3 protein-coding genes are annotated in these 14,768 nt (G+C 70.1%); all 3 read left to right on the forward strand.

From position 1 onward, the window contains the following. Positions 1-81 precede the first annotated feature (81 nt). The 3 genes from OG203_RS43230 (at position 82) to OG203_RS43240 (ending at position 14,726) form a co-directional block, all read left to right on the forward strand. Positions 82-849 carry a beta-ketoacyl synthase N-terminal-like domain-containing protein gene (locus OG203_RS43230; RefSeq protein WP_405162981.1) on the forward strand — a complete coding sequence of 256 codons (768 nt, stop codon included), beginning with the start codon at positions 82-84 and terminating at the stop codon, positions 847-849. Next, positions 849-9,005, forward strand: a complete 8,157-nt coding sequence (locus tag OG203_RS43235) for a type I polyketide synthase (protein WP_405162982.1) — start codon at positions 849-851, stop codon at positions 9,003-9,005. Before OG203_RS43230 ends, OG203_RS43235 begins: the two co-directional genes overlap by 1 nt. 231 nt (positions 9,006-9,236) lie before the next feature. Beyond that, entirely contained in the window at positions 9,237-14,726 is a 5,490-nt protein-coding gene (locus OG203_RS43240) for an SDR family NAD(P)-dependent oxidoreductase (protein ID WP_405162983.1), read from the forward strand. Positions 14,727-14,768 lie beyond the last annotated feature (42 nt).

The raw sequence follows: 14,768 nt of genomic DNA on the forward strand, positions 1-14,768 counted from the left end.
CTCGCTACCCGCTGTATCCAGGTTTCGCCGACCGGGCTCTCGATCTCAACGGCATATCTACGGCCAGGGAGGTCTTGACCAATGGGGGACAACTTACTCGAGCGGCGCACCGCGGAAAAGTGTTGCGCCGCGGTGGCGGTGATCGGGCTGGCGTGCTGGCTGCCCGGTGCGGACGACCCCGATGCCTTCTGGGAGGTGCTGAGCGAGGTCGCGGACGCGATCCCGCCGCTGCCGCACGCGCCGTGGCCGACGCCGCGAGATCAGCGGGCCAGGGACGGAGGGAGTTACGGCGCAGGCGAGTTCGCCGCGGCGACGTCGGGTACGTCCGCGCCGGAGCTGGCCGCGCTGGATCCGGGTCGGCGGCTGGTTGTCGAATTGGGCTTGGCGGCACTGCAAGACGCCGGTATGTCGCCGGAGGCGCTGCGCGGTACCGAGACCGCGATGTTCCTCGGTGGCGACCAAGCCTTGGGCCTGGCGTATCAGAGCCTGCGTTCGGGGGCGGCGCGGCTGGTGCTCGCCGACGGCGTCCATCTTGACCCGGCGCTGGAGCGCATGCTCGGCGTGGCCAACGGCAGCGCGGGCGTTGCCGTGCTGAAACGGCTGGCCGATGCGGTCGCCGACGGGGACGTCGTGTACTACGTGCTGGTCGGCAGCATGTCCGGGTGCGACGGCGCGACCCCGACCGTGCCGGACACCGCCACGCAACAGGCCTTGTTGCGGGCGGCCTACGCCGGCGACGACCGTGCCGACCTGATCGCTGGAATCGGTTGCGGCCGACCGTATCCGGATGTGGTGCTCGGGGCTCCTGCTAAGGACGTGATAGCTGTGGCCAGGAGGTCTGGAACGTGATGGGCGACAACGAACGCGGGCGGCGGCCCGGTGAGACGGGCCGAGCGGCCGTCGCGATCATCGGATTGTCCTGCCGGGTGCCCGGTGCCGATGACCCGCGGGCTTTCTGGCGGATGCTGTGCGACGGTACCGACGCGATCACCGCGATCACCGATGACCGGTGGCAGGCCGAGACCGCCGAGCTCGCCCAGTTCCGTCGGGCCGGATTGCTGGATCGGGTAAGCGAATTCGATGCCGGATTCTTCGACATCTCCCCGAGGGAGGCGGCCGCGATGGATCCGCGCCAGCGCCTCGCCCTCGAATTGAGCTGGGAGGCACTGGAAGACGCCAGGATCGCGCCGGTTCGCCTGCGCGGCAGCGACACCGCGGTCTTCCTCGGCGCCACCAGCGACGACTACGCGGCGCTTGTGGCCAGCCACGGCGGCGACGCGGTGTCGCATCATTCGCTGACCGGGCTGTGGCGCGGGGTGATCGCCAACCGCGTCTCGCACCGGTTCGGCTTCCACGGCCCGAGCGTCACCGTCGACACGGCGCAGTCGTCGTCCCTGGTTGCCGTGTATCTGGCGAGCCAGAGCCTGCTGTCCGGGGATGCCAGGATCGCGCTGGCCGGTGGCGTGCACCTGAATCTGATGCCGGAGAGCACCTTGGCGTTCGCTCGCGCGGGCGCGCTGTCCCCGGACGGGATCAGTTACACCTTCGACGCTCGGGCCAACGGCTTTGTGCGTGGCGAGGGTGCCGGGGTTGTCGTGCTCAAGCGGCTCGACGATGCCGTCGCCGACGGCGACCCGATCTACTGTGTGCTGCTCGGCGGCGCGGTCAATCACGACGGCGACGGGCAGGCACTGACCGTCCCCGACGCCGCGGCCCAGCAGGCCGCGCTGGCGCAGGCGTACGCGCGGGCCGGGGTGGCGCCCGGCGAGGTCGGCTATGTCGAGCTGCACGGCACCGGCACGCGCGCGGGCGACCCGGTGGAGGCTCGAGCACTCGGCGCGGTCTTCGGCGCCGGTCGCGATGCCGACCGGCCGCTGCTGGTCGGTTCGGTGAAGACCAATATCGGACACCTCGACGCCGCGGCCGGTGTCGCGGGCCTGATCAAGGTGGCGCTGTCGCTGCGGCACGGGGTGCTGCCAGCCAGCCTGAACTATGCCGCGCCGAATCCGGCGATTCCGATGGACGAGTGGAGACTTCGGGTCAACACCGCAACGACGCCGTGGCCGGCGGGGCCGCGGGTGGCGGGGGTGAGCTCGTTCGGCATCGGTGGCGCCAACTGCCACCTCGTGGTCGGGGCCGCGCCGGTGGAGTCGGCACCGAAGGTGAACGACGTTGCACCGCAAGTGGTTCCGGTGCTGGTCTCCGGTCGATCCGCGGCGGCGTTGCGCGCCCAGGCCGCGCGGTTGCACGAGTGGGTCACCGAGCGCCCCGGCATCGCGCTGCCCGATCTCGCCTACTCGACGCTGACCACCCGCGCGGAGCTGGAGCATCGCGGCGTTGTGCTCGCCGCCGATCACGCCGAGCTGCGGGCCGGGCTCGCCGCCCTGGCCGACGGTGAGCCCGCGCCGAACACCGTCACCGGCGTCGCGAGCACGCGCACCGGGGTGGTGATGGTATTTCCCGGCCAGGGCCCGCAGTGGCTCGGCATGGCGCTCGGACTGTGGGACAGCCTGCCGGTGTTCGCGGCCTGGATGGACGAGTGCGAGCGGGAACTCACCGGATTGGTCGACTGGTCGCTGCGCGAGGCGCTCGGCGACGAGGCCGCGCTGGCCAGGGTCGATGTGGTGCAGCCAGCGCTGTTCGCGGTGATGGTGTCGCTGGCGCAGGTGTGGCGGGCCGCCGGGGTCGTGCCGGACGCGGTGGTCGGACATTCGCAGGGCGAGATGGCGGCTGCCTGTGCCGCGGGACTGATCTCGCTGGCCGACGGCCTGCGGCTGTCGGTCGGCCGCAGCCGCGCCATCGCCGTCGGGCTGGCGGGGCGCGGCGCGATGGCGTCGCTGGCACTGCCCGTCGCCGAGGTGGACACCGACCGGGTTTCGATCGGCGGGATCAACGGCCCACGGGCGGTGGTGATCTCCGGCGAGGTGGACGCGGTGCACGCGGTCGTTGCCGAGACGACGGCGCGGGGCGTGTGGGCCCGACTCATCCCGATCGACTACGCCTCCCACTCGGCGCAGGTCGAGTCGATCCGGGACGCGGTGCTCGCGGTCGAGGTCGCGAGCACCGCGACCGACAGTGGGATCGCCTTCTACTCGACGGTCACCGGCGGCCGCCTCGATCCGGCAGAACTCGACGCCGAGTACTGGTACCGGAATCTGCGGCAGCCGGTGCGGCTCGCGGAAACCGTTGCGGCACTGGGTGCGGCAGGCCATTCGGTCTTCCTCGAGGTTAGCCCGCATCCGGTGCTGACAGGACCGATCGGGGACACCGTCGAGGACGCGGTCGTGCAGGGCACCCTGCGTCGCGACGAGCCCGAACTGCTGCGGCTGCTGACCTCGCTGGCCGAGCTGTATGCCGCCGGGGTGCCGGTGGATCTGGCGGCGCTACTGCCCGGCGGTCAGCCGATCGCGTTGCCCACCTACGCATTCCAGCGGTCGCCGCACTGGGTGGGCGGTGGTGCCGCACCGGTGGCGCCGGAACGGACAACCCGCCCGGTGCGCGGTGCCGTACGCTCGGCCCCTGAGCACGAGGCTGGCGACGCCGCGACCGAGGTACCGTCCACCTCGGAGTTGTGGCGGCTGGTGCGCGCCCAGGCCGCGGCCGTGCTCGGGCACGCCGACCCCGCCGCGATCGAGGCCGAACGCACCTTCAAGGAACAAGGTTTCGACTCGGTCACCGCGGTGGAACTGCGCAACCGGCTCAACACCGCGACCGGCCTGCGCGCGCCGAGCTCGCTGCTGTTCGACCATCCGACGCCGACCGCCGTGGTGGCCCATCTGCGCGCCGAACTCGGCGGCGAATCCGAGGCCGAGGTGGAATCCGGTTCCGGCACAGCGGCATCGGTGGCCGACGACCCGATCGCGATCGTCGGGATGAGCTGCCGGTTGCCCGGCGGCGTGAGTGATCCCGAACAGCTGTGGGCACTGGTCGCCGACGGCGTCGACGCCGTCGCGGCATTCCCGGACGACAGGGGCTGGCCGCCGCTGCCCGCCGCGAACTTCGCGCAGGTCGGTGGATTCCTCTCCGGTGCAGGCGATTTCGACGCCGGATTCTTCCGGATCAGCCCGCGTGAGGCACAGACGATGGATCCGCAGCAGCGACTGGTGCTCGAGGTCGCCTGGGAGGCGCTCGAACATGCCGGACAGGATCCGGCCGCGCTGCGGCGCAGCCGGACCGCGGTCTACCTGGGTGCGATGCCGCAGGACTATCTACCTCGGCTCGACGACGTGCCGGAGGCGCTCGGCGGGCATGCGCTCACCGGTACCGCGAACAGCGTGATCTCCGGCCGCGTCGCCTACAGCTTCGGCTTCGAAGGCGCTGCGGTGACGGTGGATACGGCCTGCTCGTCGTCGCTGGTCGCGCTGCATCTCGCGGCGCAGGCGCTGCGCGCCGGCGACTGCACGCTGGCCCTGGCGGGTGGCGTGACGGTGATGTCGACGCCAGGCATGTTCGTCGAGTTCGCCAGGCAGGGCGGCCTGGCCGCGGACGGCCGCTGCAAGGCCTTCGCCGCCGACGCCGACGGGACCGGCTGGTCCGAGGGCGTGGGTGTGGTTGTGCTGGAACGCCTGTCGGACGCGCGCCGCAACGGGCATCAGGTGCTCGCGGTGCTGCGCGGCTCCGCGATCAACCAGGACGGTGAGTCCAACGGGCTGACCGCGCCGAACGGCCCGGCCCAGGAGCGGGTGATCCGGGCCGCGCTGACCGGCGCCGGCCTGGCCCCCGCCGACGTGGACGCGGTCGAAGCGCACGGCACCGGCACCAGCCTCGGCGACCCGATCGAGGCGCAGGCGCTGCTGGCCACCTACGGCCGCGATCGCACCGAACCACTGTGGCTCGGCTCGCTGAAATCCAATATCGGCCACGCCCAGGCCGCCGCCGGGGTGGCCGGAATGATCAAGATGATCATGGCGATGCGGCACGGTGTGCTGCCGCGCACCCTGCATGCCGAGGAAGCGTCCGATCGGATCGACTGGGCCGCGGGCGCGGTGCGGCTGCTGACCGAGCAGCGCCCGTGGCCGGAGCACGACCGTCCCCGTCGGGTGGCGATCTCCTCGTTCGGCATCAGCGGCACCAACGCCCACGTGATCCTGGAGCAGGGTGACCTGCTGCCCGTCGTCGATCATGCTGCCGATGTCCTTGCGGCAGAAGATGATTCAGCCAAGGCAGTGCTGCCATGGGTGGTGACGGCGCGCACCGCGCGGACCTTGGCCGCGCAAGCGACCCGGTTACACGACGCGCTGAGCGCGGATGTCGCGGCGGATCCGGCCGATGTGGCGGCCGCGTTGTTTGGGCGCACCCGCTTCGAGCAGCGAGCCGTTGTGCTCGGGCGGGACCGGGCCGAGCTGTTGGCCGGGCTGAGCGCGCTGGCCCGCGGCGAGCGGGCCGCCGGTGTCGTCACCGGCAGCGCGCAGACCGCGCCCGGCGTCGGCGTGCTGTTCTCCGGCCAGGGCAGTCAGCGCCTCGGCATGGGTGTCGAACTGGCGCAGCGGTTTCCGGTGTTCGCCGCCGCCTGGGCAGCGGTCTGCGCCGAACTGGACCCGCTGCTCGAGCAGCCGCTCGACACGGTGGTGGCGGCCGCGGCCGAGTCCGAATCGGCCGGGTTGCTCGATGAGACGTCGCTGACCCAGCCCGCGCTGTTCGCCTTCGAAGTGGCGGCCTACCGGCTGCTGGAATCGTTCGGGGTCGAGCCCGCCGTGCTGATCGGACATTCCATCGGGGAACTGGCCGCCGCACACGTGGCGGGGGTGTTCTCGCTCGCGGACGCGGCGCGGCTGGTGACCGCGCGCGGTCGGTTGATGCAGGCGTTGCCGCGCGGCGGGGCGATGATCGCGGTCGAGGCCGACGAGGACGAGGTCCGCGAGATCCTGGGCGGCACCGCCGATCAGGTATCGATCGCGGCGCTCAACGGGCCGATAGCGACCGTGCTGTCCGGTGTCGAGGCGGCGACCGTCGAGGCCGCGGCGGAGCTGGCCGGGCAGGGCCGCAAGACGAGTCGGCTGCGGGTTTCGCACGCCTTTCACTCGCCGCTGATGGAACCGATGCTCGCCGAGTTCCTCGCGGTGGCCGAGACGGTCGACTACGCGCCGGCGCAGCTGCCGATGGTGTCCAATGTGACCGGGCGCCTGGCCGAGCCGGGCGAACTGCAGCAGCCGAAGTACTGGGTGCGGCACGTGCGGGCGACGGTCCGCTTCGCCGACGGCGTGCGCGCCGCGGTGGCGGCCGGGGCGCAGGTGCTGGTCGAGGCCGGGCCGGATGCGGTACTCACCGGTATGGCCGCCGAGACCCTCGCGGATACCGAGGGCACGGTCGCGGTCCCGCTGCTGCGCCGCAACCGGTCCGAGACACGTTGTGTAACAGAGGCTTTGGCACGGCTGCAGGTGGCGGGAGTGCCGGTCGCGTTGGCTGCCCTACCGGGCATGGCGCAGCGGCCGGGACGTCCGGTGCGGCTACCGACCTACGCCTTCGACCATCAGCGGTACTGGGTGCGGGCGGTGTCGGCGTCCGGTGACCTGTCCGGCACGGGGCTGGCCGCGGTGACCCATCCGTTCCTCGGCGCCGCCACCGACCTGGCCGACAGCGGACAACGCGTGTTCACCGGCCGGTTCGCCATCGCCGACCACCCGTGGCTTACCGAGCACACCATCTTCGGGACGCCGGTGCTCCCCGGCGCCGCCTTCGTGGAATTGGCCCTGCGTGCGGTGGCCGAGACCACCGGTGCGGTGGCCGTCGAGGAGCTGACGCTGCACGCACCGCTCGCGCTGACCGCGGACGCGGTCGTGCTGCAACTGCTCGTTGGACCGGAAAATGGCGGTGCCGCAACGGAATCGAGCCGCCGTGCCATCGATGTGTACAGCCGCCCTGCCGACGGTTCGACCGGCGAATGGACCAGGCATGCGACGGGCTGGCTGACCGATCGACCGGTGTCTACGCCGGACGCCCCCGAGTGGCCGCCGCGCTATGCCGAACCGGTCGACCTGGACGATTTCTATCCCGGCCTGGTCGAACGCGGCTACGAGTACGGGCCAGCCTTCCGCGGCCTCCAGTCGCTGTGGCGAGCCGAAGACGAGGTGTTCGGCGAAATCGAGTTGCCCGCAGCCGTTTCCGCCGGTGCCTTCGCCCTGCACCCGGCGTTGTTCGATGCCGCATTGCACCCGATGCTCACCCTGCTCACCGGCACCGATCCGGACGAAGTGCTGCTGCCCTACGCCTGGACGGGTATCGGCGCCACCGCACCGGCCGGAACTCGGGTGCGGGTGCGTTGCGCGCGGACCGGCCCGGCCGAGGTCGCGCTGTCCATCACCACGCCGGACGGTGCGCCGGTGCTCACCGTCGAATCGCTGGCACTGATGCCAGCCACCGCCGGGCAGCTGCGCGGCGGCACCGACGGGCTGTATCGCATCGACTGGCCGACCGTGCCCGTCGGTGCGGCACCGGCCGGACAGAAGCCCGAGATCGTTTATGTCACAAAGGGTTCCGGCACGGTGCCCCGTGCCGCGCGAGCGGTCGCACGGCAGGTCCTCGAACTGGTGCAGCAGCGTCTGGCCGACCCCGCCGCCGCGGCACCACTGATCATCGCCACCCGGCGCGCGGTCGCGGTCTCCGCCGAGGAGTCGCCCGATCTCGTGCTCGCCCCGGTGTGGGGTTTGGTGCGCTCGGTGCAGTCCGAGCATCCGGACCGGTTCGTGCTGGTCGACACCGACGGACGCGACGAATCGCTGCGGCTGCTCGCCACTGTCGATCCGGCGGGCGAACCACAGCTGGCCATCCGGGCCGGGGTGGCGCAGGTGCCGCGGCTGGCCCCGGCGGCCGCCGCCGGTCGCCCGTCGCGCTGGAACCCGGACGGCACGGTATTGCTGACCGGCGCCACGGGCGCGCTCGGTGCCCTGTTCGCCAGGCACCTGGTCGCCGAGCACGGGGTGCGGCGGCTGCTGTTGCTCAGCCGCCGCGGCGCCGAGGCGCCCGGCGCGGCGGAGCTGGCGGCCGAGCTGACCGCGCTCGGTGCCGAGGTCACCCAGGCGGCCTGCGACGTGTCCGACGCCGCGGCGTTGGCCGAGCGGATCGCCGAAATCCCCACGCACGCACCGCTGACCGCGGTCGTGCACCTGGCCGGAGTGCTCGACGACGGCGGCGTGGAAACCATGCGCACCGGACAGCTGGACCGGGTGTTCGCGCCGAAGGTCGATGCCGCCTGGCACCTGCACGAACTGACCAAGGAACTGCCGCTGGCGGAGTTCGTGCTGTACTCCTCGATCGTCGGCACCGCGGGCAATGCGGGCCAGGCCAACTACGGCGCCGCAAACAGCTTCCTCGACGCGCTGGCCGCGCATCGCCGGGCCGAGGGGCTGCCCGGGCGTGCGTTGGCTTGGGGCCCTTGGGAACTCGGTATGGCTGCGGAACTGGATGAGGTGGCGCTTGCCCGATTCCGCCGCATGGGGATGGTGCCATTGCCCGCGGAAACGGGCACGGCACTATTCGATGCCGCACTGCGGGACGAGGCGGCGATCCTCGTGCCGGTGCTGTTGGATCGGGCCGCGCTGCGGATCGGGGAGCGGGTCCCCGCCGTGCTGCGGGCACTGGTTCCGGCGGTGCCGCCGGTGGAACCGGCCGCTACGCCGGGCCTCGCCGACGAACTGGCCGGGCTGTCAGCCGACGAGCAGCGGGAGCGGCTGATCGAGCTGCTTCGCTCGATCGCGGCGACCGTGCTCGACTACCCGGACCCCGATGAGATCGACGCCGAGCTGACGTTCAAAGAGATCGGCTTCGACTCGCTCAGTGGGGTGGAGTTCCGCAACCAGGTCAAGCAGGACACCGGCGTACAGATCCCGGCCACCGTGATCTTCAACTATCCGACCACCGCCGCACTCGCCGAGCGGTTGCGCGAGTTGCTGTTTCCGGCCGAGCCCGCCCCCGGCGGCTCCGACATCGAGGAAGCGGTCTCCGAACTGGACGACGAGATCGACTCGCTCGATCTCGACGACCTGATCGACCGGGCCTTCAGCGACTGACGGCGCACCCATGCCTCATCCGCGGCCGCGCAACCTGGATCGACCACGGTTGCGCGGCCGCCACCTGCTGCTGGCACTGACTGGATCCGGCGAGAACTCTTGTGCAGCAACGACACCGGGTGTATCTGCCGCCGCGGCCCGGTGCTCTTCCAAGAGTTCGGCCCGACGGTTGCCGCACTGATGGCGACCCGGGCTTTGGACATTGGCGTGCAAGGACATGGAGGAACACGCATGGCCGTCGAGAAACCGGACGTCGTCGGGGCGCTGCGCAGGTCGCTCAAGGAATCGGAGCGGTTGCGCCGCGAGAATCAGCAGCTCGTCGACCGAATCAGCGAACCGCTGGCCATCGTCGGGATGAGCTGCCGATACCCGGGTGGCATCGGCTCGCCGGAAGAATTGTGGGAGCTGGTCGCGCAGGAGCGAATTGGCACCAGCGCGTTCCCGGCCGACCGCGGCTGGGATATCGCGGGCATGTACAACTCGGACCCCGATCATCCCGGCACCGCCTATACCCGCGGCGGCGGGTTCCTGGACGGTATGGCCGATTTCGACGCCGAGTTCTTCGGGGTGAGCCCGCGCGAGGCGCTGGTGATGGACCCGCAGCAGCGGTTACTGCTCGAGGCGGCCTGGGAGGCGTTCGAGGACGCGGGAATCGACCCGATCACGTTGCGCGGCACCGATACCGGCGTCTTCTGCGGGGTGATGTACTCCGACTACCAGTACGTGGCGGGTGAGAGCGCGCGGCGCACGGAGATCGAGGGATATCTGACCATCGCCTCGGCGCCGAGTGTGGCCTCGGGGCGGATCAGCTTTGCCTTCGGACTGGAGGGTCCGGCGGTCACCGTCGACACGGCGTGTTCGGCATCGCTGGTCGCCATTGATTCGGCGGCAAAGGCGCTGCACGCCCGCGACTGCTCGCTGGCCCTGGTCGGCGGCGCGACGGTGATGGCGCGCCCCAACCCGTTCATCGAATTCAGCAGGCAGCGGGCACTGTCCCCGGACGGGCGCTGCAAGGCTTATGCGGCGGCCGCCGATGGCGTCGCCTGGGGTGAGGGCGTCGGCCTCCTTGTGCTGGAACGGCTTTCCGACGCCGAACGCAATGGGCACCGGGTGCTCGCGCTGGTGCGCGGCAGCGCGGTGAACCAGGATGGCGCGAGCAACGGTTTGACCGCCCCCAACGGCCCGTCGCAGGAGCGGGTGATCCGGCAGGCCTTGGCGAACGCCAGGCTGACCCCGGCGGATGTGGATGTGGTCGAGGGGCACGGCACGGGCACCACATTGGGCGACCCGATCGAGGCAGAGGCACTGCTGGCCACCTACGGCCAGGGCCGGGACAACCCGCTCTGGCTCGGGACGATCAAATCCAATATCGGGCACACCCAGGCGGCCGCTGGCGTGGCGGGTGTGATCAAGATGGTGCTGGCGATGCGGCATGAGCTGCTGCCGCGCACGTTGCATGTGGATTCGCCGTCGCCGCACGTGGATTGGGATTCGGGTGCGGTCGAGCTGTTGACCGAGGCGCGGCCGTGGCGTGCTTCGGAGCGGCCGCGTCGGGCCGGGGTGTCGTCGTTCGGGATCAGTGGCACGAATGCGCACGTGATTGTGGAGGAGGCGCCGGTCGCGGTGCCCGCCGAGGTTTCATCGGTGCGGCCGGTTGGTGCTGTGCCGGTGCTGGTTTCGGCTCGAAGCGTCGCGGCGTTGCGTGGTCAGGCTGATCGGTTGCGGGCGTATCTGTTTGCGCGGCCGGAGGTCTCGTTGTTCGATGTGGGTTTCGCGGAGGTGACGTCGCGGGCTCAGTTGGAGCATCGGGCTGTGGTGGTTGCTTCGGATCGAGATGAGTTGTTGGCTCGGTTGGCTGGTTTGGCTACGGGTGAGCCCGTGGTTGGTGTGGTGGAGGGTTCGCCGGTTGGTGGGAAGACGGCGTTCTTGTTTACGGGTCAGGGTGCGCAGCGGGCGCGGATGGGTGCTGAGTTGGCTGAGGCCTTCCCGCGGTTCGCTGAAGTCTTGGATGAAGTGTGTGCAGAGGCGGAGCCACTGCTTGGTCGGTCGTTGCGTGAGTTGCTTAGTGCGCCAGAAGAGTCCGGTGATGCCGCGTTGTTGGATGCGACGGAGTTCACGCAGGTCGCGTTGTTCGCGGTCGAGGTTGCGTTGTTCCGGTTGGTCGAATCGCTGGGTATACGTCCGGATTTCGTGATCGGTCATTCGGTCGGTGAGATCGTGGCGGCTCATGTGGCGGGGGTGTTGTCGCTTGCTGATGCGTGTGCGTTGGTGGTGGCGCGTGGTCGGTTGATGGGTGCGTTGCCTGCTGGTGGTGCGATGGTCGCGGTGGCGGCGAGTGAGGCGGAAGTGGCCGAGTCGTTGACCGGGTTTGTGGGTCGGTTGGCGATTGCTGCGGTGAATGGTCCGCGGGCGGTGGTGGTTTCGGGGGACGCCGAGGCGGTGGAGGAGTGGCTGCCGCGATGGGTGGATCGTAAGACCTCTCGGTTGCGGGTGTCGCATGCGTTTCATTCGCCGCGGATGGAGCCGATGCTTGCTGAGTTCCGGAAGGTGGTCAGTGGTCTGCGGTTCGATGAGCCGGGGATTCCGGTGGTGTCGAATGTGACCGGCGAGCTGGTGGTTTCGGAGTTGACCGATGCTGAGTATTGGGTCAGGCATGTGCGCGAGGCGGTGCGGTTTGCCGATGGTGTGCAGACTCTGTATGCGCTGGGTGTCCGAAAGTTCCTGGAACTAGGCCCCGAAGCGGTGTTGACCGCGATGGTGCGCCACTGTCTGGACGAGCACGAGGATGTGGTGCTGGCTTCGGCGTTGCGTGCGCGGGTTTCCGATTCGGCGGCTTTCGCCGGCTTCCTTGGCCAGGTTCAGATCGCCGGTATGCCAGTGGACTGGTCGGGGTTTTATGCCGGTACTGGTGCGCGGCGGGTCGAGTTGCCGACGTATGCGTTTCAGCGGCAACGGTATTGGCTGACCCCGAGTACTGGGGCCGCGGGTGCGGCGGCGGCCGGGTTGGCGCCCGTGGAACATCCGATTCTGGTGGGGGCGGTGCGGGTTGGCGATCGTGACGAGTGGATGTTGACCGGTCGGTTGTCCACTGAAACCCAGCCGTGGACAGGTGATCACGTGGTGCTCGGCGCGGTGCTCGCGCCGGGTACGGCGTTGGTCGAGTTGGCGTTGGCCGCGGGTCGCCGTAGCGGCAGTCCGGTGCTCGATGAGCTGGTGCTCGAGGCGCCGCTTGTGCTGGAAGAGAGTGTGGCACTGCAGGTTCAGATCACGGTCGGGCAGCCTGATCCGGAAGGGCGTCGTGGCCTGGCGATCTACACCCGACCGGAAACCGACGGGGCTGATGAACAGCCCGAAGCGACGTGTCACGCGCGCGGCTGGCTCGCCGCTGCGGAAGCGGCGGTCGCGCCGTCGTGGTTGCCGATCGAGTGGCCGCCGGAGGGAGCGACGCCGATCTCGGTGGCGGGATTCTATGCGCAGTTGGCCGAGGCAGGCTACGACTACGGTCAAGCCTTCCGCGGCCTGCGGGCGGCGTGGCGGGTCGGGGCCGAGATCTACGCCGAGGTCGTACTACCCGAAGACCTGGATGTACCTGTCGGCGGCGAAGGGTTCGGTATCCACCCCGCGCTGTTCGACGCCGCACTGCACGGTGTCCTGCTGGACACGGACGCTGGTTCGCCGGTGGCCCTGCCATTTTCGTGGTCGGGAGTGCGGATCGGGCAGACCGGCCTCACCAGGGCGCGGGTGCGGATCGCATCGGCGGGCGACAACGTCGTGCGGATCGATATCGTCGGCGAGCACGGCGAACCGGTGGTGAGCGTCGACCAGCTGGTCCTCCGTCAGGTGGAGCCAGCCGACCTGGACGGCGCCAAGCGGGGCGCGCACCGTTCGCTGTTCCAAATAGATTGGGCCACAGTCGTTCCAGGGCTGTCGAAAGCCGCGCGAATTGCCGTCCTCGGTGAACTGGCGGCCCAGGGCGAGCGCTTCGCCGATCTGGACGCCCTCGAGCGCGCCCTCGCCGCCGGTGCGGTCGTGCCGAATGCGGTGCTCGCCGCGATCGAGGTCTCGGTGCCCCCGGCCGACATGGCGGCGGCCGCACGGGCGGCCGCCGAGCGGGCGCTGGAGTTGGTACAGCGCTGGCTGGCGAGTGAATGGCTCGGCGAGACGCGGTTGGTGGTGGTGACCCGCCATGCGGTAGCTGTTGGCGGCGAAGCGCCGGACCCGGTGCAGGCGCCGGTGTGGGGTCTGCTGCGCAGCGCGCAATCCGAACACCCGGATCGGTTCGTGCTCGTCGACCTCGAGCAGCACGGCGAGCCCGCGTGGCAGTCGTTGCTCGACCTCGATGAGCCACAGCTCGCGGTGCGTGGCGGCCGCCTGCTCGCGCCGCGCCTGGTACGGGCCGATACCGCGGCATCGAATGCGACAGCAGTACTCGACCCGGACGGAACCGTCCTGATCACCGGTGGCACCGGGGGTTTGGGTGCGTTGTTCGCGCGGCATTTGGTTGAGCGGTACGGGGTCAAACAGCTGTTGCTGGTGAGTCGGCGTGGCCTTGAAGCCGAGGGCGTGCCGGAGTTGGTCGCTGATCTGGCGGCGTTGGGTGCGCGGGCGCGGGTCGAGGCGTGTGATGTTGGTGATCGGGGTCAGCTTGCGGGGCTGTTGGATTCGTTGGAGCGCCCGTTGACTGCGGTGGTGCATGCGGCGGGTGTTCTGGATGACGGTGTGGTGGAGTCGCTTTCACTGGAGCAGTTGGCGCGGGTGATGCGTCCGAAGGTGGATGCGGCGTGGCATCTGCACGAGTTGACCGCGGGCATGGAGTTGTCGGCGTTCGTGTTGTTCTCCTCGGTGGCCGCGTTGATCGGTAGCCCCGGTCAGGCGAATTACGCGGCGGCGAATGCGGCCTTGGATGCGTTGGCGCACAAGCGCAGAGCTGAGGGGTTGGTCGGTAATTCGCTGGCGTGGGGGCTGTGGGCGAACACTTCCGGCATGGCGGGCGGACTCGCGGAGACCGAGGTCGCGCGGCTGGAACGGATCGGCGTCCGTGCATTGCCGGTCGAACTCGGGCTGGAGTTGTTCGACCTGACGCTCGCGCTGGACGCGCCGTTGCTGGTGCCGGTGTGGCTGGATCCAGCCGCATTGCGAGAACAGGCGCGGGCGGGCAACCTGCAGGCGCTGATGCGCGGGCTGGTACCCGCGCCGGCCCGCCGCGCCGAAGCGGGCGGGTCGCTGGTACAGCGGATCGAGTCGGTCCCGGCGGCTGAACGCGAACGTATTGTGCTCCAGCTGGTGCAGGCCCAGGTCGCGGCGGTCCTCGGCCACCCATCGCCCGGCTCGATCGACCCGGCACGGGCGTTTCAGGAGCTCGGCTTCGACTCGCTCGGCGCGGTCGAGTTGCGCAACAGATTGACTCAGGTCACCGGTGTGCGGCTGCCGTCGACCCTGGTCTTCGATTACCCCACCACCGCGGCGGTCACCGCGCTGCTGCTCGCCGAGGTCGCGGGCAGCGCCGACGAGCCGTTACTCGATCAGGAACTGACCAAACTCGAAAACCTGCTCGCCGCAGTGGAGTTCGGCGAGAAGCAACGCGTGGCCGGACGGCTGCGCACGTTGCTCGCCGTATGCACCGACAACGGCCAGCCGAGTAGCAGCCGGACCCAGATCGAGGCCGCCACCTCCGCAACAGAGATCTTGCAGCTGATCGACGCCGAGTTCGGCGAGGCATGACGAGCGCACCGGCGAGGCCGGACTACCCAGGAGCACAGTGCA

It is taken from the genome of Nocardia sp. NBC_01499, from assembly GCF_045040275.1.
Taxonomy (GTDB): Bacteria; Actinomycetota; Actinomycetes; order Mycobacteriales; family Mycobacteriaceae; genus Nocardia.